Below are 25,261 nucleotides of genomic sequence, written 5' to 3'. Positions count from 1 at the left end.
CTAGGCCGGTGCGGAGACTTGGCCGTCCAGCAGGGCTTCGAGCGCCTCGAGGAAGGCCGTGGTCTCCGGCTCGGTACCGGCCGTGACCCGGAGGTGGCCCGGTATGCCGACATCGCGGATGAGGACTCCGCGCTCAAGCAGGCCTTGCCACAAAGCGTGCGGGTTCGCGAGTCCGCCGAAGAACACGTAATTGGAATCCGAGGCGGCAGGCTTGAGCCCCATACGGGTCAGTTCGTTGACAATACGGTCCCGCTGGATCTTGATGTCTTCGACGTCGGCCATAAGGGCCTCGCGGTGCCGCAGTGCGGCCAGGGCGGTTGCCTGGGTGATGGCCGAGAGGTGATAAGGGAGGCGAACCAAACGGATTGCATCGGCAACCTCGGGGGCTGCCGCCATGTAGCCGATGCGCGCACCAGCGAGGGCGAAGGCTTTGCTCATGGTGCGGGAAACGATGAGGCGCTCACGGCCGGGGAGCAGCGTCAACGCACTCGGAGTGTTGTCGTGGGCGAACTCGTGGTAGGCCTCGTCCACGATCACCATCGCCTGGCTTGCTTCTCCGGCTTCGTACACGGCCTCGACCACGTCAAGGCCAAGTCCCGTGCCCGTGGGGTTGTTCGGAGAACACAGGAACACGACGTTCGGCTGGAGCTCACGAACCTGCGCGGCGGCCGAGGCGGCGTCAAGGCCATAGTCCTCTGCCCGGACCCCGGCGATGTATGCGGTGTCCGTCCCACTGGCGAGCAGGGGGTACATGGAGTACGTGGGCGGAAAGCCAAGTGCAGTGCGTCCCGGGCCGCCGAAGGCCTGGAGGATCTGCTGCAGAACCTCGTTGGAGCCATTCGCCGCCCAGATGTTCTCTGCCGCCATTCCGTGGCCCAGGTACTCGGCGAGGGCCTCACGCAATTCGGTGAACTCGCGGTCCGGGTAACGGTTCAGTCCGGTGGCGGCCGCCGCCACAGCCTCGGTGATGGCCGCCTGGACATCAGCGGGTACGCCATGGGTGTTTTCGTTGACGTTGAGCAAAATCGGAACATCAAGCTGCGGCGCGCCGTAGGGGCTCAGGCCTCGGAGGTTGGTCCGGAGGGGAAGTCGGTCAAGTCGCTCAAGCTGGTCACTCACCATGACAGTTTAAGGTGCCGTGGCTGATGCCCTGAAACTGTGACGCCCAAGCGTCCGCCCAAGATTGTTGTCAAACCGCGGAACTGCGGTCAAACAGCCGGAACGAACAACTGTTGACCCGGCACGATGCGGCCGTCCTGGAGGTTGTTCAACTGGATGATCTCGGCAACCACGTCGCGCGGATCCCGGGAAGGTGCAGCCACCCCGGCAATCCCCCAGAGAGACTGGCCGGTTTGGACCGTGACGCTGATGGTGGAGGTGGGTTGCAACTGGGCCGCCGAATCTGCAGCCTTGGCGGGCGAATTCAGGAACCCCGCCAGGCTGAGCAGCGCTGCAACCAAGAGCATTGCGGGAACACCGAAAAAGACCACGCGGCCCCGGCGGGTCAACCGGAGCCGAGCCGGTGCCGCACTGCGGCCTGTGGCATGGATGGTGGTGATTGCGGACATGAGCCGAGCCCTTCTGAACAAATGCCGCGTTCCGGAACCTCTGGAGTGCGGCTGCCAATTCTTGCCTTCAGTCAGTGTTTGCAGGCAGGTTGTTAGTTGATGTATTCGAACAAATCGAACGGACTCCCCGAACCTGCAACACGTTTATAGAACACATATTCGAACCTTGCTACGACATTTTTAGCACTTATCAACGAACGGTGTCGAGACTCGCTAGAACAAATGTTTGATAAACGCCTGCGCCTGCCCTACGTTTGAGTGAAGAAACAAGCACTGAATCAGTGCAACAGGAGGGTCTGACATTTCAGGCCAACAGTCCCGGCAAGCGCTCCTGGCGTATCGGGCGGAACGGAAGGGCGTTGGCGAACATGGCAGCGAAAGCCACTGGCAGCGGGTCGGCCTCACCGCGGAGCCAGCAGCCACAAAAGGCTCCCAAGAGCCTGACCGTCCGCCAGAAGAAGATCCTGGAGACCATCCAACGTTCCGTGAACGATCACGGATATCCGCCGTCGATGCGCGAAATCGGGGACACGGTTGGCCTGGCCAGCTTGTCCAGCGTCACGCACCAGTTGTCGCAGCTCGAAAAGCTCGGTTACCTTCGTCGCGATCCCAAGCGCCCACGGGCGATGGAAGTCCTCATGCCATTGACGTTGGATGGCGGCTCTGTCATACCGGGCGTTGAAGCACCGGCGAAACTCCGCAGCGCCGGCGGCTTGGCCGTCACCGAGCTTGCCAGTGCCAGCGATACGGCCATGGTGCCCCTCGTTGGCCGCATCGCCGCTGGTGGACCCATCCTGGCCGACCAGACAGTTGAGGACGTCCTGCCGCTGCCCCGTCAGTTGGTGGGCCATGGCGAGCTCTTCATGCTCAAGGTCGCCGGTGATTCCATGATCGACGCCGCCATTTGCGATGGGGACTGGGTAGTGGTGCGGCGCCAGAATGATGCCATCAACGGTGACATCGTGGCGGCTCTCTTGGACGACGAAGCCACCGTCAAGACCTTCCGTCAGCGTGACGGCCACACGTGGTTGCTCCCCCAGAACACGCAGTACGAACCCATTCTGGGCGACCATGCAACCATTATGGGCAAGGTCGTCTCGGTCCTGCGTTCACTTTAGGACGCGTTCACTTTAGGACGCGCCCACTTTAGGACGCGCCCACTTTAGGACGCGTTCACTTTAGGACGCGCCCACTTTAGGAAGTGCTCCGTTTAGGACGACCTTTGAGGTCGCAGCCGCTTTAGGCCTTGGCCGATTCGGCATAGAGCCGTTCGAGCGCCCCCCGGACCACCGCACGGTCCGTGGTGGCCCAGAAGGGCGGCAAGGCTGCCCGGAGGAAGTTACCGTAGCGCTCGGTCGAAAGCCGTGAATCCAGTACTGCCACCACACCCTTGTCGCCGGTCGAACGGATGAGACGGCCAGCGCCCTGGGCAAGCCGGATGGCCGCGTGCGTCGCAGATACCGCCATAAACCCATTGCCGCCGGCTTGTGCTACCGCGCGGGACCGAGCAGTCATCAGGGGATCGTCCGGTCGCGGGAACGGGATCCTGTCAATGACCACCAGCCGACACGAACCGCCCGGAACGTCGACGCCTTGCCAAAGGGACATGGTGCCGAACAGGCAGGTGTCGTCCTCTTCGGCAAACTGCCTGACCAGCGCCGCCATGGTCGACTCACCCTGGCAAAGGATCTCGATGTCCAAGCGCGACCGCATCGCGTCCGCGGCTTCCTCCGCTGCCCGTCGAGAGGAAAAGAGGCACAAGGCTCCACCGTGGGAGGCCCGGATGAGCTCTTCAAGTTCGTCAAGCGCCTCGGGCGAGGTGCCGCGTCCGGGCTTGGGCAGGTGCCTGGCAACGTACAGCATGCCCTGCTTGGGGTAGTCGAAGGGCGAGCCGACATCCACGCCAGTCCAGCTCGGCGCGCCTTGCCCGGTCAGTCCCAGCCCTCCCGCAGTGGCCTCGAAAGCGGAACCAATAGCCAGGGTGGCAGAGGTCAACACCACGGTATGGCCCGCGAAGAGCCCTTCCCGGAGCCGAGCTGCGACGCTGAGTGGTGCGATATTGATGAGCGCAGGTGATTCTTCATCCGGCGCCGTGTATCCCTGCTGCGGATCAAAAGTGCTGTTCCGCGAGAGCCACACGACCTCCCTGTTTTCCCGGGCCGCGAGCAGCCGTTCACACAATTCCAAGATCAACATCAGCCGGGAGCGCGCAAGCTGGCGTCCGCCGTCCACCGAGTTGGACGAATCCCCCTTCGAATCGGAAAGCGCTGCACGGCAGGCTTCCCGGAGCTGGTCCACGCAATCAAGCTGTTCGTCGTTGAGCCCATTGGGCAAGAGACCGGAAGGCGCGCCGGCAAGTGCGGGCTCCAGCCGGTCCGCTGCGGCATTCAGTGCGTCCACCGTAATGGCTGTGTGTTTGCGGGCGCTGGACGCGGCAGCATGGATCATTGCCACGGACAGCTGCCCCGAGACTGCGCCAGTGACGCGGTCCTGGAGCTCGTGTGCCTCATCCACCACCACGACGTCGTACTCCGGCAGCACGGCCAGGCCTTCGAAGGCGCTGACGGCGAGCATCGCATGGTTGGTGACTACGACGTCGGATTCCGCGGCGCGGTGGCGGGCGAGCTCGCTGAAGCACTCTTCCGCCATCGGACACTTTTGCGCCCCGAGGCACTCCATGGACGTGACGGACACCTGGCGCCAGGCCCGGTCCGTCACGCCCGGCATGAGTTCGTCGCGATCGCCGGTCACCGTCTTCCCGGCCCACTCGCGCAGCCTCAGCACTTCCTTTCCGAGCTGGGATGAGGGCCCGCCGATCGCGGCCGCGAGATGGGGAACGCTGGTGTCCTCGCCGAGGGAGAACAACTGCCCCTCGGCAGGTTCCTCGCTGGGAAATCCGCCCTCCAACTTGTGACGGCACACATAGTTGGCCCGCCCCTTGACCAGCGCGATGCTGACCGGGCGCTCCAGCTCCGGATTGATGGTTTCCAGGAGCCGCGGCAGGTCCCGGCCCACGATCTGCGTCTGGAGCGCGAGGGTGGCCGTTGACACGAGCGTGGGCTTGTTGCTCTCCATCGCGTGCGCGATCAAGGGAATCAAGTAGGCGAGGGACTTGCCTGTGCCCGTGCCTGCCTGCACCAGAAGGTGCTCACCGGTCTCGATCGCCCGCGCCACGTGTTTTGCCATCTGGTGCTGGCCCGTGCGGTTTTGGCCGCCCATGCCGGCGACGGCCTTGTCCAGGAGTTCAAGGGCGGTCCGTTCCCCCACGGTTTCTCCGCGCTCCCCCGCTTCCGGATCAACCATTGCTGACGAACGACTCCAACTCGGCGGCCAGGTTCTCATGGACCATGGCCACCACGCGGGTGCCTTCTTCCTCGTGCTCAAGGCTCAGGATTTCGGCATCGGTGTTGTGCAGCTTGTTGATGAGCTCCCCACGGTTGTACGGAATGAGAACCTCAAGGCGCACACCCGGACGCGGAATGGCCGTGCTGATGGCCCCAAGAAGCTCGGCAATGCCCTGCCCTGTTCGGGTAGACACCACCACATGGCGTGGCTCTTTCTGCTTGAGCCGCTCCACGACAAACGGATCGGCGACGTCTGCCTTGTTCAAGACGATGATTTCCGGGATTTTCCGGGCATCCACTTCACTGAAGACTGTCCGGACGGCCGCGATCTGGCCCTCCGGATCCGGGTGCGAGGCGTCCACGACATGGAGGATCAGATCGGCGTCGGCCACCTCTTCCAGCGTGGAGCGGAACGCCTCCACGAGCTGGGTGGGCAGCGAACGCACGAAGCCAACGGTGTCCGAAAGCGTGTAGCCGATCCCGTCCGGGGTCTGGGCCTTGCGGACCGTAGGATCCAACGTGGCGAACAAGGCGTTCTCCACGAGGACGCCGGCGTCCGTCAGGCGGTTGAGGAGGGAGGACTTTCCCGCGTTCGTGTAGCCGGCGATGGCGACCGAAGGAACGGCATTACGACGGCGGTTGGCGCGCTTGGTCTCACGGGCCGGCTTCATTGCGGCGATTTCCCGCCGCAGCTTGGCCATCCGTGTGCGGATTCGACGGCGGTCCAGTTCGATCTTGGTTTCACCAGGGCCGCGGGAACCCATACCGGCGCCAGCACCGCCCACCTGGCCACCGGCCTGGCGGGACATGGAATCGCCCCAGCCACGCAGGCGCGGCAACAGGTATTCCAGCTGTGCCAGCTCCACTTGGGCCTTGCCCTCGCGGCTCTTCGCATGCTGCGCGAAAATATCGAGGATCAACGTGGTGCGGTCCACCACTTTGACCTTGACGATATCCTCAAGGCCGCGCCGCTGGGACGGCGCCAATTCGGCGTCGACCACCACGGTGTCCGCACCGGTGGACAAGACGATGTCCTTGAGCTCCTGGGCTTTGCCGGAGCCAAGGAAGGTGCCGGGGTCCGGCTTCATGCGCCGTTGGACGATCCCATCCAGAACTTCCGAGCCGGCGGTCTCGGCCAGCGCTGCAAGTTCCCGCAAGGAGTTCTCAGCGTCGGCCAGGGTGCCTTCGGTCCAAAGACCGGCCAGGACGACGCGCTCAAGTCGCAACTGCCGGTATTCGACTTCGGTGACATCTTCAAGTTCCGTGGACAGACCCGCGGTACGGCGCAGGGCCCGGCGCTCGGCCAGATCCTCTTGATCGCCGTCGTAGATGCTGTGTTCTTCGTCCAGGCGGGAAATCGCTTGGGCCTTGCCAAACACGCCCCTGGGTTCGTCGCGTTCCTGCACTAGGGCCGGTGCGTCCTTGGAGAGAATCCGGTCGATGACAGCCTGGATTTCTTCAGGACTCATGTCCTGGGCGTCGGAATCGGATCCGGTGTTCTTCTGCGTGGTCATGGTCTCCTTTAGGGGTTCGGCATTTCCAGAATAGTGCCGATTCGTCTCTTGTGGCGCGGAATTCGCGCAGGGCTGATGCCTGGCAAGGCTCTGCCGATGGTCGGAGATCTCCCTCCGGGACGGCGCACGCCTATTGCGTGCACTGATCCCGGGACGGGAAGAGGACGATCTGCTGAGCGTCCAGACGTCAATAAGGAAGGTCTGGAACGGACATGCCAAGGCGGAATGGCGCTGCAATTGATGCAGGCCTGCGTCGCGGGCGGTGCCGACTACTCAAAGATCAAGAACATGCGCACCAGACTATCAGGCAATGTCAAGTTCGGCCGGGGCGGCCCGCGGTTTCCCTTGCCCGCTGCTGGCCACTAATCTGGCAAGCTATGGAGTCTGCTCACTATTTCAGCGCACAGCCCGCGGGGCCGTTCACCCGCAAGCCCCTCACGGTGGAACTGGCCGGCGCGACCCGCCGGCTCCAGACCTCGAGTGGCATCTTCAGCCCCGACGGGATCGACAAAGGAACAGCGATCCTGCTCTCCGAAGTTCCACCGCCGGCCCCGCAGGGAAACCTGCTGGACATCGGCTGCGGCTGGGGACCCATTGCGTTGACCATGGGGCTCATGGCTCCGCATGCCCGCGTCCACGCGGTTGATGTCAACGAGCGCTGCATCGCGCTGACAAACGAGAACGCGACCCTGCTGGAGCTCGGAAATGTCACCGCAAGCCTGCCAGACGACGTCGACCCGGCCGTGACGTTCGACACCATCTGGTCCAACCCGCCCATCCGCATCGGCAAGGATGGACTCCACGAGCTGCTGCTCCTGTGGTTGCCGCGGCTTGCCCCCGGCGGAAACGCTTGGCTCGTGGTCCAAAAAAACCTCGGGGCCGATTCACTTCAACGTTGGCTTGCCCAGACCCTCGACGGTTCCTTCTCCGTCTCCCGAGAGAGTACGTCGAAATCCTTCCGCATCCTGCGAATCAGGAAAGCGTCCCGCTAGCAACAATCACCGCGGGGCCGCTGAGCTCAACGTGTTCACTGCCGCCAGCGCCCGGGAAGAAGCGCACACCGACGACGCCGCCGGGCACGTTGACGCGCCACTTGTCGGGAGCGCCTTCCCCGGCCCAGTGGCGGATCGCGACGGCGGCCGCGCAGGCACCCGTGCCGCACGACTGGGTTTCGCCGACGCCCCTCTCGTGGACGCGCATGGTGATGGTCCCTATCCCGTCGTGCACGAGAGGCTCTGCGGGAACCACGAATTCGACATTGGTGCCGCTGACTGGCTTGGGATCCACGACGGGCGCCTTGAAGAGCTGGGTAGCCTTAAGCTCCGAAAGCTCGGCGAGTGCCACCACTGTGTGGGGATTGCCCATGCTGACCGACAGTGCGGGCCGGGCAACTTCCAATCCGTCGGCACTGACGAGGGAGTCCATGGCCTTGCTGGTGGCATCCTGCGGGAAAATGAACTCCCATGGGCCCATGTCAACCGCGTAACCGTCAGCGGTGCGGACGATCTTCTTGATGCCGCCGCGGGTTCCGATGGTCAGGGACTCTCCGGCGTTGAGGGTGACAAGACCCTGCTCGATGAGGAATTGGACGAAGACGCGGACGCCGTTGCCGCACATTTCGGACAGTGAGCCGTCGCCGTTCCGGTAGTCCATGAACCATTCAGCGGCGGAGTCTGCTTCGAGGATCTGGCGGCCCTCAGGGAGGAATCGCGACGGGACGGCACGGATGAGCCCGTCCCCGCCGATGCCCAAGTGGCGGTCACAAAGTGCTGCAACCTCTGCCGGAGAGATCTGGTGCGCGTCCACCGGGTCCGCGATGAGGACGAAATCGTTGCCCGTACCGTGTCCCTTGGAAAAGGCCAGTCCGTGCAGACCGGAGGCGGGTACGGCACCGCCGGCAGCTGCGGGCTGCGGGGCGGAAAATGCGATGGTTTCGTCCATGGATCAAGGCTACCTGTACCGCGGGTTGCGCCTAAATCGCCTGCGCCGGACGTGCGCAGATTTCTGCGGCCTTGGCCACCAAATCGGAATCCTGCCAGTCAAGCCAATGGATCCGAGGGTCGGCCCTGAACCAGGTGAGCTGGCGGCGGGCGAATTGGCGAGTGGCCACGATGGTTTCCTCGGCCGCCCGGGCCGTGTCCAACTCGCCGTCGAGGACCTTGAGGAACTGGGCGTAGCCCAGAGCACGCGAGGCTGTCTTGCCTTGCCGCAGTCCGGCGGCGTCCAGCCTCGCAACCTCCTTGAGAAGTCCGGCGTCGACCATCCTGTGGACGCGCCCGGCGAGCCGATCGCGCAGTACGTCGCGGTCGACGTCGAGCCCTATCTGCACGGCCGGCTGAAAGTACTCGCGCTGCGGCATAAAGGAACTGAACGGGCGTCCTGTGAGCTCGAAGACTTCCAGCGCCCGGATGACGCGGCGCGCGTCGCCGAGCCTGCCTGCGGAAACGGGGTCGACGCGTTGCAGGCGTTCCTGGAGGCCGTGGATGCCGAATGTTTCGTGCTCTTGTTCCAGCCGTTGCCGGACGTCAGGATCCGTGCCGGGGAATTCCAGCACATCGAGCGCCGCCCGAACGTAAAGCCCCGAGCCGCCCACCAGGATGGCGTGCTTGCCGCGGTTGTGGATGTCGCGGATAGCCGACCGGCATTCGGCCTGGAAGTCGGAGACGCTGGCTTCCTGGGTCACCTCCATGGTGTCCAGGAGGTGATGGGGCACTCCCCTGCGCTCCGCGACACTGATCTTGGCCGTGCCGATGTCCATGCCCCGGTAAAACTGCATGGCATCGGCGTTGATGACCTCGCCGTCAAGAGCAAGGGCGAGGGCGACGCCAAGATCGGACTTGCCGGACCCGGTAGGCCCGACGACGGCGATCACGGGCGGCTTCGGATCTACTGATCCGGCCGGTGCTTCTGCCATCTCCGGCTAGCCGCGTCGCACGGGCAGCGACGGCATGCCGAGGGACACGCCCTTCAGGCCAGCGGAACCGGCACCTGCACCAGGCGCCGGAGCGCCGCAGGAATCGGCCTGCGATCGGTCCCAGGCGTCCCCGGCGCGGGAGCGCCTCAGGCTGTAATCCGCCGCCGTGGCCGGGTCCGAGACGAGGTGGAAGGCCGCTGCCTCGGTGACGGTCACCGTGACGAAATCGCCTGGCCGTGGGGCCTCTGCGCCTTCCGGGACGGAGAAGTGCACCAGCCGCTGGTCCTGGGACCGGCCGGACAAGCGGTGCGTTTCCTCGGCCTTGCGACCGGACTGCGCCGTGACGAGGAGCTCAACCCGTCGCCCAAGCTGCTTCGCGTTCTCCTCGGCCGCGATGCGGTCCTGAAGGGCTGTCAGACGCTCGTAGCGTTCCTGGACAACCGCCTTGGGTAGCTGCTCCGGAAGGTCCGCAGCGGGGGTGCCCGGGCGCTTGGAGTACTGGAACGTGAACGCGGAGGCGAAGCGTGACTTCTCGACGACGTCGAGCGTTGCTTGGAAGTCCTCTTCCGTCTCACCGGGGAAGCCAACGATGATGTCGGTCGTGATCGCGGCGTTCGGGATCTTGTCACGGACCTTGTCCAGGATGCCCAGGAACTTGGTGGAACGATAGGAGCGCCGCATGTCCTTGAGCACCTTGTCCGAGCCGGACTGCAGGGGCATGTGCAACTGCGGCATGACATTGGGTGTCTCGGCCATCGCGTCGATGACGTCGTCGGTGAAGGCGGCCGGGTGCGGGCTCGTAAAGCGCACCCGTTCAAGGCCCTCGATGTCACCGCAGGCGCGGAGCAACTTGGAGAAGGCCAGGCGGTCGCCGAATTCCACGCCGTAAGAGTTCACGTTCTGGCCCAGCAGGGTGACCTCGACGGCACCGTCGTCCACCAGCGCCTGGATCTCAGCCAGGATCTCGCCCGGGCGCCGGTCCTTCTCCTTGCCGCGCAGGGACGGGACGATGCAGAACGTGCAGGTGTTGTTGCAGCCCACGGAGATGGAAACCCAACCCGAGTACACGGAGTCACGCTTGGTGGGAAGGGTGGACGGGAAGACGTCCAACGATTCCAGGATCTCCAACTGGGCCTCGTTGTTGTGGCGGGCCCGGTCCAACAATGCCGGGAGCGCGCCCACGTTGTGGGTACCGAACACGGCATCCACCCAGGGAGCCTTGCGCACGATGGTTTCGCGGTCCTTCTGAGCCAGGCACCCGCCCACGGCAATCTGCATCCCGGGGTTCGCCGCCTTGACCTGCTTGAGCTCTCCGAGGTTGCCGTAGAGCTTGTTGTCGGCGTTCTCGCGGACCGCGCAGGTGTTGAAGACCACGACGTCGGCGACGCCGCCGTCGACGGGCACATAACCAGCCTCTTCGAGGAGTCCGGCCATGCGCTCGGAGTCATGGACATTCATCTGGCAACCGAAAGTGCGGACCTGGTACGTGCGCTGCGCCTCGTGGGCGGGCGCGGCGACCCTCACAGGGGCCGGGTTGGGCTGCTCAAGGGAGGCTGGTGCTGGTGCTACGGAAGGGGAACTCACCAATCTAGGGTAGCCCCTCGAGCTAGTACCAGTTGAAGCCGATCTCGTGCTGCCACGCGTTGCAGGGAGAACCGTAGCGGTCGCGGATGTAGCCAAGTCCCCACTCGATCTGGGTCCGGTAGTTGCTGAGCCAGTCGCTACCCGCGGAATAGTACTTGTCCGGCGGAAGCGCCTGCGCAATGCCGTAGGCGCCACTGCTTGGATTGGTGGCATCTGTCATCCAGCTTGATTCCTGGGTCCACAGCTGGGACAGGCACTGCATCTGCTCCTGGCCCCAGCCATATGCACCAAGTCGCGAGGAAGCATATTGCCGCGCCCCTGCCGGGTCGTTGACGACGTTTCCCCCGCCACCGCCCCCGCCACCGGAACCGGCGCCGCCGAGTCCGCTGCTGATGGGTTGTTGGGCCTGCTGGCTGGCCGCGGCAGCGGCGGCAGCTTCCGCGGCACGCTGGGCAGCCGCCCTCTTGGCTTCCTGGGCAGCTTGATAGGCGGCAAGCGCCACTTGGCCTTCTTGGTATTTTTGCGCGACTGCAGCAGAAGTAGATGTCAATGACGCGAGCTGGGCGACCATGGTCTTTCGCTGGCCGTCCGTGGCGGCAACGCTGTCTTCGGCGGCGCGCCTGGCAGACTCTGCGGCCTGCGCCTTCGCAGCGGCGTCACTGTCCAACTGGGCCAAGACATCGCGGGCAGCCTGCTCCTGGGCCGTTGCGGCCGCAGATGCCTGGGCCGCGCCCAGGGCATCCGCGTGGAGTTTCGCCGTACGATCCAAAACCCGGTTCAGCAAAGCGTAACTCTGGAGATTGCCAGGTTCGATAGCGGCATTCGCCAGGGACCACGGGCCGGGATCAAATCCACCCGACTCGTATGCCTTGACGACCAGGGACGACGTGGCCTTCTTCAGGGAATCCGCTTTCGCCTTCGCCTGCTGGGACGCCTCGGCCAGTTTCCGGGTCACTGCCTCCTGGTGCACCAGGGCGTCATGGGCCTTGGCGTACTCTGTTCCCGCTTTGATGGCAGCCGCACCGAGTTCGCCCGACTTCTGCTGCAGTCCCACGAGCAATTGGTTGATGCGGGCCACTTCTGCGCTCGCGGCCGCCTCATTTCCTTGGGCTTGTTGCACCTCCGCCCAACTGGGGTAGCCCGACGGCGGAGCGTCGTCGGCCGAGGCCGGGACCGCTTGGAGCAACGACACGACAAGCAAAGGCACAACGACTGCCGAAAGCCACCACGGCGACGGTTTCATTGGATCTGACCTGCTTCCGAATCGGAACACTAGTCCAGAACCTTAGCCGACGGTCACCGAAGCAGATACCCGACGTCGCTCACAGGGACGATACTCACAGGCAGCTCTCAGTTTGCCAGGGCTCCCCGTCTAAGCGATGTAGTCCGCCTCCGGGTCACTGGTTCCCCGGGCACCACGGGACTCCCATTCACCTGCCACTGTTTCGTCCAAGACCTCCCCAACGATCCGGAAAGCCGCTGATGGCTGATAGCCCTTGCGGGCGAGCATCGACGCCAGCCGACGGGTCTGCTTATCGCGTTCGGCCCTGTCCGAAAGGTCGACGCCGGGCCTCAGCCGGCGGGCGACCAGATCCCTGGCTGCGTTCCGCTCATCGTCATCACTCAGTTGCGCCAAAGCAACCTCAGCTGTCTCGGCGTCGATGCCCTTGTCCGCCAATTCGCGGCGCAGGGCACCCCGGGCAAGTTTCCTCGACTGGGCGCGGCTGCGGACCCACATCTCTGCAAACTCGGCATCATCAATGAGCCGGACTTCCTCGAAACGGTCCAACACGGACTCGGCCACGGTTTCCGGCACATTCCGCTCAGCCAATTTGCGTGCCAGCTGCAGCCTGCTTTTCGGTGAGTTGGTCAATTGGCGGAGCACAATCGCCCTGGCCACCGCCTCCGGATTGGCGTCGGCGTCCGCTGCCACAGCGGAATCCGCAGACGGACCCCACGACTGTGCGGGACCTGAGGACTGTGTTGAGCCTGAGGACCCTGCGAAGCCAGAGGACCGGGTCGAGCCTGAGGACTGTGAATGCCCCTGGCGCTTAGCCGTCAACGGCCTTCAGCTTCGGAGAGGGCTCGGCTTCGGCCGGTTTGACTCCGACACCAAGCTTTTCCTTGATGAGCCTCTCGAGCTCCGCGGCCAGTTCCGGGTTGTCCCGCAGGAAGCGGCGGGAGTTCTCCATGCCCTGCCCCAGCTGGTCGCCGTCATAGGTGAACCACGAACCGGACTTCTTGATGATGCCGTGCTCGACGCCCATGTCGATAATGCCGCCCTCACGGGAAATGCCCTGGCCATAGATGATGTCGAACTCCGCAATTTTGAAGGGCGGAGCCATCTTGTTCTTGACGATCTTGGCCTTGGTGCGGTTACCTACCGAATCCGCGCCTTCCTTCAGCGTCTGGATGCGGCGGACGTCGATCCGGATGGAAGCATAGAACTTCAAGGCCTTACCACCGGTAGTGGTTTCCGGGGAACCGAAGAAGACGCCGATCTTCTCACGGAGCTGGTTGATGAAGATGGCGGTCGTCTTGGTCTGGCTCAGCCGGCCGGTGATCTTACGCAGCGCCTGGCTCATGAGGCGGGCCTGGAGGCCCACGTGGGAGTCGCCCATTTCGCCTTCGATTTCAGCGCGGGGAACCAGCGCGGCGACGGAGTCGATCACGATGACGTCCAAGGAGCCGGAGCCGATCAGCATGTCCATGATCTCAAGCGCTTGTTCACCGGTGTCCGGCTGTGAAACCAGCAACGCGTCCGTGTCGACGCCCAGTTTCGCCGCGTATTCGGGATCGAGGGCGTGCTCGGCGTCGATGAAGGCTGCGATGCCGCCCTGTCGCTGGGCGTTGGCCACGGCGTGCAGCGCCACGGTGGTCTTACCAGAGGATTCCGGACCGTAAATTTCGACGACACGGCCACGAGGCAGGCCGCCAATGCCAAGGGCGACGTCCAGGGCTATGGAGCCGGTGGGAATGACCTCGATAGGCGCCCGGACTTCGTCACCCAGACGCATGACCGAACCCTTGCCGAATTGCTTGTCAATTTGGGCAAGCGCTGCCTCGAGCGCCTTCTCACGATCCTGATTTGCCGCCATGGTTCACACCTCTGATGCTTTCTCGCTGTGGACTGGCCTGAACGGCCGCTTTCCTGTCTCATCCGACGCTAGTACGGGCCGCTGACAATTTTGCGTGCGACTTCGTCTATGTGGAAAACCACGGGATTCGAATGATGCGGAAACCGGTCCGTTAGGGTCAATTTTCCTCTGAAAGGAGCATAGCCTCATCCGAACAGATATTCGAACAATTGGCGGGCGTGTCCCGGGAAAGCGGACCTCAGAACCTCCCGGCACCCTTGTCGGAAGGCTTGACGTCCTTGCCGAGCCGTCGCTCCGGCGGAACGTCCTGGACGTCACACACGGCAAGCCAGACGTCGCGGGGGCTATAGCCCGCAGCCAAGGCGTCGTTTGCCGTACGGCCGCCAACGCCGGCCAACACAAGGGAGCTGCTGAGGACCCGGGAGTAGCCAGCCCCGAATTCATCGTCCATCAGCCGCCAGAAGTCACTGATCCGCACCAATAGAGTCTCTCACGGGACCGGACTCTAGAATGGTTGTCATGAGCAACACTCCCGACGACGCACCAGAGACGGTGGAGGCGGGCGACAACGTCGACGCCGCCCTCCAGCAGGTGGAACACCAGCTGAGCATGTTCTGGCGACGCGCGCGATCGCTGTCCCACCAGCTATCCCGCCAGGTCCACCCCGATATGGAGCCGGCCGCGTACGGACTGCTGTCGATCATCCGGAAGGAGGGCCCCATTCGCCTGACGGAGCTCGCCTCGTGCATCGGCGTCGGGAAGCCGTCCGTGAGCCGCCAGATCGCGTTCCTTGAGAACATCGGCATGGTCTACAAAGAGGCCGATCCGCAGGACGGGCGTGCACAGTCGATCCGGCTCACCGCTAAAGGCGAGGAAAAGATGCACCAGGTCCAGGACGCGCGCAGGCAGGTCTTCCGGGAACGCCTGGGTGAGTGGCCGCTGGAGGAAATCCAGACGCTGGCGGACTACATTGAGCGGCTCAACGCCGCCTACGGCGAAGGAATCGGCAAAGACTGACCACCGGGCAACGAAGACCCAACGAAGGAGGGCCTCCAGTTGGAGGCCCTCCTTCTTTGCTTTGAGTATCCAGCCATACCTCAGGCACAGCGGACATCACACTTGCGGGCCTCACGCATCATTTGCGCGGGCGCACAGGAAACTAACGCTCCCGGTAGCGCTGGTAACCGCATACCGGAGGGCAGGGTCCGTCTAGCGGGCTCCGGAGAGCATGCCCTGCGTGAAGTCGCCGTTCAGTTCGGCGCTGAGCTCGCGGTCGAGATCGCGGCCATAGCGCTGGGCGAATTCCTGCGGGACGGTGTCCGGAACAGCAAGCCCTTCGGCGACGGCAACCCGGTCACTGACCTCGCGGAGCATGCCTGACAACGGAACGTCCAGCGCCGAGCAGATCGAGGAAAGCAATTCTGAGGATGCTTCCTTCTGACCACGCTCAACTTCGCTCAGGTAGCCAAGGGAAACGCGGGCGCTGTGCGAGACTTCGCGGAGCGTACGACCCTGACGCTGGCGGACATCGCGCAGAACATCACCGATTTCGTGACGCAGTACAACCATTTTGCGCTCCTTCTGTTCGCTCGGTGCCTTCTCGGCCAAGCCCACATCCTTCCAGCGGACAACGCCGTTTACGGATACGGGCTGCTTAACCATCTGTATCGCCTTGCTCCCTCGTGAGTCCGGTCCACCGCGCAGGTGCACCGGTTGTTTCTACATCCTAGGCGCCTCGGCCATTCCGAGGCGACACAATGTAACAACTATTGGGCCGCGGTTTTTGTTCCCGGCTACTTTACGCGTGGTAGGTCTGTGCGGACAAGGCACTCCAGCAAGCGCTCCAAAGCGGCCACGTTCGCCTGCGCACGGATGCTCGGCCGGTCCCCCTGAAAGGAATAGGCGTGCGACGCGGTTCCGCTCGACGAGGCGACACCGATGAAGACGGTTCCCACCGGTTTTCCGTCGTGCGGCAAAGGCCCGGCAACCCCCGTTGTGGACACCCCGACGTCGGCCCCGCACGCGCGCCTGGCGCCGTCCGCCATGGCCGCGGCCACCGCGGCATCGACGGATCCGACGGCGGAAAGAAGCTCCGCAGGCACGCCTAGAACCCCCGCCTTCACCGAATTCTGATACGCGACCACGCCACCTTGGAGCATGCCTGACGCCCCTGGAGTATCAGCGAGGGTCGCAGCCACCAGGCCGGCCGTCAGGGATTCCGCGGTAGCCACCGTGAGGCCCCTCTCAATGGCGAGGCCGACGGCAGTCGCGGCCACCTCGTCAGCGGTCCGGCTCATGCCGCCCGCCTGCCTGCGGCGCGGAGCTTGACGGCCTCAATGACGTATTCGACGCCGGTCCACACCGTGATGGCGAGGGCGACGATCATGACCCAGAAAGCAACACTCCCGAGCCAAGGAGCGAAGGAATTCAACGGCAGAATGTAGAGGAAGATGGCGACGGTCTGGATGACGGTCTTGAGCTTGCCGCCGCGCGAGGCCGGCATGACGCCATAGCGGATGACAAAGAAGCGCAGGGCGGTGATCCCCCACTCACGGACGAGGATGAGGATGGTGATCCACCACGGCAGCTCCCCCAGCGCCGACAGAAGAACCAGGGCGGATCCGATGAGCAGCTTGTCCGCGATGGGGTCGGCGATCTTGCCGAAGTTGGTGACGAGGTTGCGGCTGCGGGCGATGTCGCCGTCGAGCTTGTCCGTATAGATGGCCACAGCAAAGGCGACCACGGCGGCCCAGCGCCAGATCCCGTGCTGGCTGTTGTCCGCGAGGAGGAACCACACGAAGAACGGGACCAGCACGATTCGAAGCATCGTCAGGATGTTTGGCAGGTTCCAGATGTCGGAGCTGTTGGAACCGGCTTTGCTGCCCTCGGATGTAGTCACCCCTCTAGGCTACCGTCCGGTCAGTGACCAGGCGTCCTCGCCGCCGTCGTCCTCGTCATCGGAGCTGTCTGCCCCGTCGTGGTAATCCGTGACCTGCTTGCGGCGTTCGAGATCGGCGGCGACCAAGTCTTCGGCATAGCCTCCGACGGCCATGTTCGCGTTCGCATTGTCGCTGAGGGCCGCGGTGTGCGCATCAGGCGCAGCCGGAGCCTCCTGGCCCTTCATGGCTGCCAGCACGGGAGCGAGGTCGTCCGGCTTGACCAGGACATCGCGGGCCTTGGAGCCTTCCGATGGCCCCACGACCCCACGCGATTCCAGCAGGTCCATGAGGCGGCCGGCCTTGGCGAAACCGACGCGGAGCTTGCGCTGCAGCATGGACGTGGAGCCGAACTGCGTGGTGACCACGAGTTCCGTCGCCTGCAGCAGGACCTCGAGATCATCTCCGATATCGTCGTCGATCTGCTTCTTCTGCGCCTCGGGCGCGACGTCGTCCCGGTAGACAGCCTTGAGTTGGCCCTTGACGTGCTCAACCACACGGTGGATTTCGGATTCGGTGACCCATGCGCCCTGCACACGCATCGCCTTGGAGGCGCCCATGGGAAGGAAGAGCGCGTCACCTTGGCCAATGAGTTTCTCCGCGCCAGGTTGGTCAAGGACCACACGGGAGTCGGTGACGGAGGACGTGGCAAAAGCCATGCGGGAAGGGACGTTCGCCTTGATGAGGCCCGTCACGACGTCCACGGAGGGACGCTGGGTCGCCAGGACCAAGTGGATGCCGGCAGCGCGGGCAAGCTGGGTGATACGGACAATGGAGTCTTCGACGTCCCGCGGGGCCACCATCATGAGGTCGGCGAGCTCGTCCACGATCACCAGCAAGTACGGGTACGGCTTGATGACGCGCTTGGAGTCAACGGGCGGAACGACCTTCCCTGCGCGGACCGCCTTGTTGAAGTCGTCGATGTGCTTGAAACCGTAGTTGGCGAGGTCGTCGTAGCGGGCGTCCATTTCACGGACCACCCACTGGAGTGCCTCGGCGGCCTTCTTGGGGTTGGTGATGATGGGCGTGATGAGGTGCGGAACACCCTCGTACGCGGTCAGTTCCACGCGCTTGGGGTCCACCATGACCATGCGGACCTCGTCGGGGGTGGCGCGCATCAGGATGGACGTAATCATGGAGTTCACGAAGGACGACTTACCGGCGCCGGTGGCCCCTGCAACGAGCAAGTGGGGCATCTTGGCCAGGTTTGCGACGACGTAGCCGCCCTCGACGTCCTTGCCGACGCCCATCACCATGGGGTGGTCCGTGCGCCTCGCGTTCTGGCTGCGCAGGACATCGCCGAGGGACACGGTCTCGCGGTCCGTATTGGGGATCTCGATGCCGATGGCGGACTTGCCGGGGATCGGGCTGAGGATGCGGACATCGCTCGACGCCACCGCGTAGGAGATGTTCTTGGACAACGCCGTGACGCGCTCCACCTTGGTGCCCGGCGCAAGTTCAATCTCATAGCGGGTCACGGTGGGGCCGCGGCTGAAGCCGGTAACGGTGGCGTCGACGTTGAACTGCTGCATGGTGTCCGTCAGGGCGGCCACCACGGCGTCGTTCGCTTCCGTGCGTTCCTTCGGGATGGAACCGGGGGTCAGGTTGTCCGACGAGGGCAGCGTGTAGGTGACGTCGCCGGCGAGCGAAAGTTGTTCGGTGCGCTGCGGAATCGGCGTCGGGGGCGGCGGCGGACTGACAGGCGCCGAAGGCACGATGACAGGGGGAACGACGGCGGCCGGCGCGACCAGGGGGATCGCTTCGGTGGCGTTTTCCGCGGCTGCCTTCGGGTTTCCCAGTCCCTGTGCGGCCTTGATCTTCTCGACGGCGATTTCCGCCTGGGTCGGGCGGCGCACCCCGGGCGGCACGGAAGGCGCGCCGTTCGCGGGAGGAGCGTCGTCGTCGACGATTGCGTGCTCGAACGCCTCATCGCCGACATAGCCCTCAAGTCCGGTGTCGTCGTCGTGGTCCTTGCCGAAGAAGCGCTTGCGGCGTTTCTTCTTCGGCTCCACAGCCGTCTCGTTTTCGTAGAGGTAGCTGCGGTCGTGCGAATCGCCGTGTTCTCCGTCGGCATCCGCCAGGTCGACGCCCATGAGGTGCTCGTAGGCGCCGCGGAGGCGCCGCGGTATGGCGCCGAAGGGCGTAGCCGTCACAATGAGGAGGGAGACGAACGCCAGGGCGCCATAGACGATGACGGGTACTGCGGCGTGGATGGCGGCAAGCGGCGACGCCGCCAGGAACCCGAGCATTCCCCCGGCTCGCCGGAGGCCGTCAAAACCATCGGCGACGGTCGGCTGGCCCCCGATGATGTGGGCCAAACCGGTGCCGGCGAAGGTCATGATCAGGAAGCCGATGCCCACGCGGTTGTTGCCGCGGCTGTCCCATGGCTGCCGGAAGAGCCGGAAGGCGCAGACGAAAAGCATGAGCGGCAAAGTCAGCGACACCCAGCCGAAAGTTCCGTTCACGATGCCGTAGACGGCGTCCGGGAACCAGCCTTTGAAGCCCCACCAGGCGAAGGTTGCGATGAAGACACCGAGCGCCAGGTTGAAAAGCGCGGCGCCGTCCCGGCGGTCCGCGGGGTCAAGGTCACTGACGTCGTGTCCGATCCGCCGAATGCCAGCACCCACCACGTGCCCGATTCCCAGCCAGGCCCCCGCAAGCGCACGCAGGATCCAGGGCTGTTGGGGTTCGACGACGGCAGCCTGCTTGCTGCGGGCCGTCGCTGTGCCGCTCCTGCCGGACTTAGCCGGGGTCCGGCCGCTGCCCGAGCCGCCGGATTTGTTATTGGAGCTGCCTCTAGGCGCGGAGGTAGTACGAGTCGCCATGTCCGCCACGCTACCCCAGTCCGTGCGGAATCCCGCGGATTTCAGGGGCGCCGAGGAACCATGTTGCGCCTGTTGAACAATCAGCCGACGTTGTTCGCAGCGATCCCGGCCCGGAAACACGAGCGGCCCGGTTCGTAAGAACCGGGCCGACTGAGATTGGCTCTGGGGTGTCCGTGCTGGCTATGCCTCCAAAAGCTATGCCTCCAGAAGCTAGGCCTCCAAAACCAAGGGGATGATCATGGGGCGCCGGCGAAGCTTGCGGTTGACCCAGGTACCGATCACGCGACGGACCACTTGCTGCAGCTGGTGGTTGGTGTGGTCCGCGTGGTGGAGCACCGCTTCCTCAAGGGCCGCGTTGATCTTGGGGATGATCTCATCGAACACGGAATCGTCCTCGGCCACGCCGCGGGCGTGGATCTCCGGACCCGAGACAATCTTGCCCGTGGTGCGGTTGATCACGGTGATGACGGAGATGAAGCCCTCGTCGCCGAGGATCCTGCGGTCCTTGAGGTCGGCGTCGGTGATTTCACCCACGCTGGAGCCGTCAACGTACACGAAGCCCACTTCAACTTGGCCCACGACGTTTGCCTTGTGGTCCCTGAGGTCGATGACCGTGCCGTTATCGCTCAGGATGACGCGGTCCGAGGGGACGCCGGAGTCCTCGGCCAGGTTGCCGTTGGCGATGAGGTGGCGAGTTTCTCCGTGCACGGGCATGGCGTTCAGCGGTTTGAGGATGTTGTAGCAGTAGAGCAGCTCGCCCGCGGCCGCGTGGCCGGAGACGTGCACCTTGGCGTTGCCCTTGTGGACGACGTCAGCGCCGAGCTTGAGCAGCCCGTTGATGATCCGGTAAACGGCATTCTCGTTGCCTGGGATGAGGCTTGAGGCCAGGATGACGGTATCGCCCTGGCCGACCACTACGCGGTGGTCGCCATTAGCCATGCGGGACAGTGCCGCCATGGGCTCGCCTTGGGAGCCCGTGGACATCAGGACGACGCGGTGGTCCGGCAGGTTGTCGATGTTCTTGATGTCCACGAGGATTCCCGGCGGGACGTCAAGGTAGCCAAGCTTCGCCGCGATGGCCATGTTGCGCACCATCGACCGGCCCACGAAGGCGACGTTGCGGCCGTGCTTGGCGGCGGCGTCGAGAACCTGCTGGACACGGTGCACGTGCGAGGAGAAGGACGCAACGATGATGCGCTTCTTGGCCTGGCCGAACAGACGGTCCAGCGTGGGACCGATTTCCTTCTCGGCCGTGGTGAACCCTGGGACATCCGCGTTGGTGGAGTCGGCCATGAACAGGTCCACTCCTTCTTCGCCCAGGCGGGCGAAGTGACGCAGGTCCGTGATGCGGCCGTCCAGGGGCAGCTGGTCCATCTTGAAGTCGCCCGTGTGCAGCACATTGCCGCCGGCGGTTCGGATGAAGACAGCCAAGGCGTCCGGAATCGAGTGGTTGACTGCTACGAATTCACATTCGAACGGCCCGAACTGCTCCACTTGCCCTTCGGCAACCGTGAGTGTGTACGGCTTGATCCGGTGTTCCTGGAGCTTGGCCTCAACGAGCGCAAGCGTCAACTGGGAACCGACCAACGGCAAGTCCGGGCGCAGGCGCAGAAGGTACGGCACGGCGCCGATGTGGTCTTCGTGGCCGTGCGTCAGGACGATGGCAACGACGTCGTCCAGCCTGTCCTCGATGTACGAGAAATCGGGCAGGATGAGGTCAACGCCCGGCTGTGTCTCTTCAGGGAAGAGCACGCCGCAGTCGACAACCAGCAGCTTGCCGTTGATTTCGAAAACGGCCATGTTGCGGCCGATCTCCCCCAGCCCGCCAAGGGGCACAATCCGGAGCGTTCCCTGCGGAAGTTTGGGCGGGGTGGCAAGTCCGGGAAGGGCGGTTTGGGTCATAATGCGCTACTTTCCGGCGGAATCCTTCTAGACGGTGAAGTCCATTCCAGCTTCCGCCAAGTCCTCGCGGATGGTTGCGATCTCGGCGGCGTCCGGCTCCACGAGGGGCAAACGGACAACCGAGTTGGGCAGGACTCCCTGCCATTAAGAATTTGTTTGGCGGCGACAGCGCCTTGGACCCTGGTCATGGTTGCACGGACCACGGGCTCCAGTTCGAAATTGATCTTGCGCGCCGTGCCGAGGTCGTTCGCGTTGATGGCGTCGACGAGCTCACGGAATCGGCGGGTGACGACGTGCGTGGTGACGCCTACCAGGCCCACTGCGCCCAGGGCCATCCACTGGAGGATCAGGCCATCGTCCCCCGAATAGAAAAGAAGGTCGGTTTCAGCCATGACACGCGTTGCAGCGGCGAAATCGGCTTTGGCATCCTTGACCGCGACGATGTTGGGGTGGGCGGCAAGGCCGATCATGGTCTCCGGCGCGATCTGGATGGAAGAACGCCCGGGAATGTCGTACAACATAACCGGCAACTCGGTGGCCGATGCGATGGTCTCGAAGTGGGCACGGACGCCGGCCTGGCTCGGCTTGTTGTAGTACGGCGTGACGATCAGGAGTCCGTCGACGCCGAGCTTCGCGGCTTCCTGGGAGAGGTGCACCGAGTGTGCGGTGTCATTGGTTCCGGTACCCGCAATGATTGCGGCGCGACCGCCGACAGCCTCCTTCACGGCGCGGAACATGCCGAGGTTTTCCGCATCCGTGAGCGTGGAGGTCTCACCTGTTGTTCCGGTGACAACCAGGCCGTCGCAGCCGTCATCGACGAGTTTGACTGCCAGTTCCGCTGCCTGCTTGTAATCGACTTCGCCGTCCTTGGTGAACGGGGTGACCATGGCGGTCAGAAGGGTACCGAGAGCAGGAACGTTCGCACGAGAGTCAGACATATGAAAAACGTTACCCTGTCAGCTGCGGGATAGGAGAATGAAGGCGCCGTGATTGTCGTCAAATTCAGCGAAATGGGAGCAAGGCCTCAGGCTGAAGCGTCGCGACGGCAATTGCCGAACCGGTGACGTCGAGCCGGGCGAGCGCGCGGCCGTCCGGGCCCCATGCACCGCTGAGTCCGCAGGAATCTCCGAGGGACGTGGGACCGCCCATATTGGCAAGGACGCCGAACATCCGGTAGTCCATGGACCTCGCGCCGAGATGGAGACCCAGCCGGTGTTCTTCGCCGCGGACATAGACGGCCGAAACAGCATAGACGTCGGCTCCCGCCTCGGCCGCGGAGGACGCATGGGACGGCACGGCGGCGTCGAAACAAATGGCCAGGGCAATCCTCCATCCGTCGAGTTCGAGGAAGGCCGGACCGGTTCCTGGCACGAACAACTCCCGTTCGACTCCGTGCAGGTGGGTCTTGAACGCGGGCGGCGCGTCTCCGCTCGGCCGGATGAGGAGGGAAGCCAGGCGCGGCGTTCCGCCGTCCTCCCGGAATGCGGCACCGACAATCACCGTGATGCCCGTCCGCGTGGAGATTTGACGGATGGCCTCAAGCCTTGGATCCCCCGGAGTCACCCAGGCGTCCTCGTCGGCAAATAGCTTCAGGTCATAGCCCGTCAGGGATAGCTCGGGGAAGACAACCAGCCGTGCACCGTGCGAGTGGGCATCCTCGATCAGACGCACGTGCTCCGGCACGTTGGCGGGCACACCGCCGTCGAGCGCTTCGTATTGAATGGCGGCAACAGTCAGGGCAGCAGTCACCCAGCCATCCTAGACCGGACTTTGCGGGCGGGACCGGACCGCCTAGGCAGGACCACTTTGGCAGCCGGACCGGCCACCCGGAAACGTCGCCCGGTTGCCTCGCTTCGGCTCCTCCTGGGCGCCTGGCACCCGCGGCGTCTCCTGGGAGCAATACCGGGCAACCGCCGATTCCCGCAAGCGGTCCGCCCACGCGCCCAGCCGCTGGGCGGCGCGCACGTAGTCGAACAATTCAACAGGGGTCAACGATTCGAGGTCAGTCTCCGCAAGCCGCCTGGCCAGCTCGGCTCCCGGCTGTTGTTCGCCCAGAACGGTTCCCTCGCGCCGCCACTGCACATCTTCGGGCGGCTCCCCCGCGACGAGTTGCCGGAAGAGGAAATCGACGACGCCCGGGCTCATCGCCTTCATGGGCCCATCCAGGCCTTGGGGGTACGCGTTCGGCCGCTTCGAAGGATCGTTCATGCAGCCATGGTATTCGAACATATATTCGAATACAAGATTCTTCCACCCAGGGGACCTCGGCTACTGCGCCTCTTCCGCGGTGGGCTGCGCGCGGAAAAGGCGGACGGCGTCGCGCATGGATTCCCTGGCGCGCTTGCGGTCACCGGCTGCATCATAGGCGCAACTGAGCCGGAACCAGGAACGCCAGTCCTCGGGCGCTGCCTCGGCCTCCACGCGGTACTTCTCGAACTCTGCGTCCGCGGCGGCGCGGACGATGCGCCCTCCAGGCGTACGCGGCAGGTTGTCCACCGGTAGCCCGCCCTCGGCTTCGAGCACCTTGGCCATTTTCTCGGTGCGGGCGCCAAACAGAAGTTCGCGGATCAATGCCCACGCTCCGATGATGGGGAGCACGAGGTAGGCCGCGCCGATTCCCTTGGCTACCAGGTTCTGGTCGCTGAGCAGGAGGATCGAACGCTGGAAGGTGACTACCAGGTAGAGAACCAGCAGCAGCGTGACAGCACCCACCCAGATCTTGGTGCGGTTCTTCTTGAACGCGTTCCAGAGCGAGCCCATGCGCCTACAGCCCCAAGTCCAGGTAGCCGTCCAAGCCGACTGTCAGCCCGGGGTGGGCCGCAACATTGCGCAGTCCCAGCAGCACGCCAGGCATGAAGGAACCCCGGTCGAAGGAATCGTGGCGAATGGTCAATTGCTCCCCCGGACCACCGAGGAGCACTTCCTGATGCGCCACGAGCCCGCGCAGGCGGACGCTGTGGACCCGGACACCGTCCACGTCGCAACCGCGCGCACCGTCAAGGGCCGTGTCCGTAGCATCCGGGCTGACCGGCACGCCGGCTTCTTCGCGGGCGGCCGCAATCAGCTGGGCCGTGCGGACGGCCGTGCCCGACGGCGCGTCCACCTTGTTGGGGTGGTGCAATTCGACGATTTCGACCGATTCGAAATACTTCGAAGCCTTGGCGGCGAAGGCCGACGCCAGGACGGAACCCAGGGCGAAGTTCGGTGCGATCAGGACCCCTGAACCGGGGTTCGCGGCAAGCAACCCGCGCAAGGCCGCAAGCCGCGCGGCGTCCCAGCCGGTGGTGCCGACAACAGCGTGCATTCCGTGCTCGACGGCGAAACGGACGTTCGCTTCGGTGCTGTCCGGAACGGTCAGGTCCACAACATACTTGGCACCGGCGTCGAGCAGGGTATCGAGGGAATCGCCGCGGCCGAGTGCCGCGACAAGCTTCATGTCTGCGGCTGCCTCCACCGCCTTGACGGCTTCGATACCCATGCGCCCTTGGGCGCCCAGCACGGCAACAGCAAGTTGTTCGGTCATGCCCTTAACCCTACCGGGCGGAGCACCCCGGGATTGCCCTGTGGCAACCCCCG

At 64.3% G+C, this 25,261-nt stretch carries 23 protein-coding genes and 1 pseudogene; 3 read left to right on the top strand and 21 right to left on the bottom strand.

Annotated elements, in window-relative coordinates:
• Positions 1 to 1,119: a histidinol-phosphate transaminase gene (locus ACX5I4_RS07605; protein WP_461836143.1), complete on the bottom strand. Its 1,119-nt coding sequence runs from the start codon at positions 1,117 to 1,119 to the stop codon at positions 1 to 3.
• An 89-nt stretch (positions 1,120 to 1,208) separates the two neighbouring features.
• Entirely contained in the window at positions 1,209 to 1,568 is a 360-nt protein-coding gene (locus tag ACX5I4_RS07600) for a LysM peptidoglycan-binding domain-containing protein (protein ID WP_461836142.1), read from the bottom strand.
• Positions 1,569 to 1,936: 368 nt separating this feature from the next.
• Here ACX5I4_RS07600 and lexA point away from each other — a divergent pair, with 368 nt between their 5' ends.
• Positions 1,937 to 2,686: a transcriptional repressor LexA gene (gene lexA / locus ACX5I4_RS07595; RefSeq protein ID WP_461836141.1), complete on the top strand. Its 750-nt coding sequence runs from the start codon at positions 1,937 to 1,939 to the stop codon at positions 2,684 to 2,686.
• A 121-nt stretch (positions 2,687 to 2,807) separates the two neighbouring features.
• On the opposite strand, the gene ACX5I4_RS07590 is transcribed toward lexA, so the two are convergent.
• Positions 2,808 to 4,871 carry an ATP-dependent DNA helicase gene (locus tag ACX5I4_RS07590; protein ID WP_461836140.1) on the bottom strand — a complete coding sequence of 688 codons (2,064 nt, stop codon included), beginning with the start codon at positions 4,869 to 4,871 and terminating at the stop codon, positions 2,808 to 2,810.
• Positions 4,864 to 6,426 (bottom strand): GTPase HflX, encoded by a 1,563-nt coding sequence (gene hflX / locus ACX5I4_RS07585; RefSeq protein WP_461836139.1) that lies wholly within the window; start codon positions 6,424 to 6,426, stop codon positions 4,864 to 4,866. Before hflX ends, ACX5I4_RS07590 begins: the two co-directional genes overlap by 8 nt.
• Positions 6,427 to 6,803: 377 nt before the next feature.
• Here hflX and ACX5I4_RS07580 point away from each other — a divergent pair, with 377 nt between their 5' ends.
• Complete coding sequence (locus ACX5I4_RS07580; RefSeq protein WP_461836138.1) at positions 6,804 to 7,418, top strand: class I SAM-dependent methyltransferase; 615 nt, start codon at positions 6,804 to 6,806, stop codon at positions 7,416 to 7,418.
• Here ACX5I4_RS07580 and dapF read toward each other — a convergent pair.
• The 7 genes from dapF to ACX5I4_RS07545 form a co-directional block, all read right to left on the bottom strand.
• Positions 7,399 to 8,367 (bottom strand): diaminopimelate epimerase, encoded by a 969-nt coding sequence (gene dapF / locus ACX5I4_RS07575; protein ID WP_461836137.1) that lies wholly within the window; start codon positions 8,365 to 8,367, stop codon positions 7,399 to 7,401. The genes ACX5I4_RS07580 and dapF overlap by 20 nt on opposite strands.
• Positions 8,368 to 8,398: 31 nt before the next feature.
• The gene (miaA, locus tag ACX5I4_RS07570; protein WP_461836136.1) at positions 8,399 to 9,340 is read right to left on the bottom strand and encodes a tRNA (adenosine(37)-N6)-dimethylallyltransferase MiaA; all 942 of its coding nucleotides are present in this window, start codon (positions 9,338 to 9,340) and stop codon (positions 8,399 to 8,401) included.
• Positions 9,341 to 9,346: 6 nt separating this feature from the next.
• A complete protein-coding gene (gene miaB, locus ACX5I4_RS07565) occupies positions 9,347 to 10,864 on the bottom strand; it encodes a tRNA (N6-isopentenyl adenosine(37)-C2)-methylthiotransferase MiaB (RefSeq protein ID WP_461838676.1) in 1,518 nt (505 codons plus the stop codon).
• Positions 10,865 to 10,946: 82 nt separating this feature from the next.
• On the bottom strand, positions 10,947 to 12,167 hold the full coding sequence (locus tag ACX5I4_RS07560) for an aggregation-promoting factor C-terminal-like domain-containing protein (protein ID WP_461836135.1): 1,221 nt from the start codon (positions 12,165 to 12,167) through the stop codon (positions 10,947 to 10,949).
• Between the two features lie 129 nt (positions 12,168 to 12,296).
• Positions 12,297 to 12,824: a regulatory protein RecX gene (locus tag ACX5I4_RS07555; RefSeq protein WP_461838675.1), complete on the bottom strand. Its 528-nt coding sequence runs from the start codon at positions 12,822 to 12,824 to the stop codon at positions 12,297 to 12,299.
• Positions 12,825 to 12,975: 151 nt separating this feature from the next.
• On the bottom strand, positions 12,976 to 14,022 hold the full coding sequence (gene recA, locus ACX5I4_RS07550) for a recombinase RecA (protein WP_461836134.1): 1,047 nt from the start codon (positions 14,020 to 14,022) through the stop codon (positions 12,976 to 12,978).
• A gap of 238 nt (positions 14,023 to 14,260) precedes the next feature.
• Entirely contained in the window at positions 14,261 to 14,500 is a 240-nt protein-coding gene (locus ACX5I4_RS07545; protein ID WP_461836133.1) for a DUF3046 domain-containing protein, read from the bottom strand.
• 41 nt (positions 14,501 to 14,541) lie between these two features.
• Here ACX5I4_RS07545 and ACX5I4_RS07540 point away from each other — a divergent pair, with 41 nt between their 5' ends.
• Positions 14,542 to 15,039 (top strand): MarR family winged helix-turn-helix transcriptional regulator, encoded by a 498-nt coding sequence (locus ACX5I4_RS07540; RefSeq protein WP_461836132.1) that lies wholly within the window; start codon positions 14,542 to 14,544, stop codon positions 15,037 to 15,039.
• Positions 15,040 to 15,231: 192 nt separating this feature from the next.
• On the opposite strand, the gene ACX5I4_RS07535 is transcribed toward ACX5I4_RS07540, so the two are convergent.
• The 10 genes and pseudogenes from ACX5I4_RS07535 to dapB all read right to left on the bottom strand — a co-directional run bounded on the left by ACX5I4_RS07535 (position 15,232) and on the right by dapB (position 25,208).
• On the bottom strand, positions 15,232 to 15,684 hold the full coding sequence (locus tag ACX5I4_RS07535; RefSeq protein ID WP_461836131.1) for a helix-turn-helix domain-containing protein: 453 nt from the start codon (positions 15,682 to 15,684) through the stop codon (positions 15,232 to 15,234).
• Between the two features lie 131 nt (positions 15,685 to 15,815).
• The gene (locus tag ACX5I4_RS07530) at positions 15,816 to 16,319 is read right to left on the bottom strand and encodes a CinA family protein (RefSeq protein ID WP_461836130.1); all 504 of its coding nucleotides are present in this window, start codon (positions 16,317 to 16,319) and stop codon (positions 15,816 to 15,818) included.
• Positions 16,316 to 16,921: a CDP-diacylglycerol--glycerol-3-phosphate 3-phosphatidyltransferase gene (pgsA, locus tag ACX5I4_RS07525; RefSeq protein ID WP_461836129.1), complete on the bottom strand. Its 606-nt coding sequence runs from the start codon at positions 16,919 to 16,921 to the stop codon at positions 16,316 to 16,318. The genes ACX5I4_RS07530 and pgsA overlap by 4 nt, the downstream gene beginning before the upstream one ends.
• Before the next feature lie 9 nt (positions 16,922 to 16,930).
• Entirely contained in the window at positions 16,931 to 19,783 is a 2,853-nt protein-coding gene (locus ACX5I4_RS07520) for an FtsK/SpoIIIE family DNA translocase (RefSeq protein ID WP_461836128.1), read from the bottom strand.
• Between the two features lie 210 nt (positions 19,784 to 19,993).
• The gene (locus ACX5I4_RS07515) at positions 19,994 to 21,685 is read right to left on the bottom strand and encodes a ribonuclease J (protein WP_461836127.1); all 1,692 of its coding nucleotides are present in this window, start codon (positions 21,683 to 21,685) and stop codon (positions 19,994 to 19,996) included.
• 27 nt (positions 21,686 to 21,712) lie between these two features.
• Positions 21,713 to 22,623: pseudogene (gene dapA, locus ACX5I4_RS07510) on the bottom strand (4-hydroxy-tetrahydrodipicolinate synthase).
• Between the two features lie 64 nt (positions 22,624 to 22,687).
• Complete coding sequence (locus tag ACX5I4_RS07505; RefSeq protein ID WP_461836126.1) at positions 22,688 to 23,434, bottom strand: carbon-nitrogen hydrolase family protein; 747 nt, start codon at positions 23,432 to 23,434, stop codon at positions 22,688 to 22,690.
• 42 nt (positions 23,435 to 23,476) lie between these two features.
• Positions 23,477 to 23,893: a hypothetical protein gene (locus ACX5I4_RS07500; protein WP_461836125.1), complete on the bottom strand. Its 417-nt coding sequence runs from the start codon at positions 23,891 to 23,893 to the stop codon at positions 23,477 to 23,479.
• 60 nt (positions 23,894 to 23,953) lie between these two features.
• Positions 23,954 to 24,445: a hypothetical protein gene (locus tag ACX5I4_RS07495; RefSeq protein WP_461836124.1), complete on the bottom strand. Its 492-nt coding sequence runs from the start codon at positions 24,443 to 24,445 to the stop codon at positions 23,954 to 23,956.
• 4 nt (positions 24,446 to 24,449) lie between these two features.
• Positions 24,450 to 25,208 carry a 4-hydroxy-tetrahydrodipicolinate reductase gene (gene dapB / locus ACX5I4_RS07490; protein ID WP_461836123.1) on the bottom strand — a complete coding sequence of 253 codons (759 nt, stop codon included), beginning with the start codon at positions 25,206 to 25,208 and terminating at the stop codon, positions 24,450 to 24,452.
• Positions 25,209 to 25,261: the final 53 nt, after the last annotated feature.

The organism is Arthrobacter sp. MMS24-S77 (genome assembly GCF_054888235.1).
Note: the sequence above shows the minus strand (reverse complement) of the source record. Positions and strands in the feature narration are given on the sequence as shown.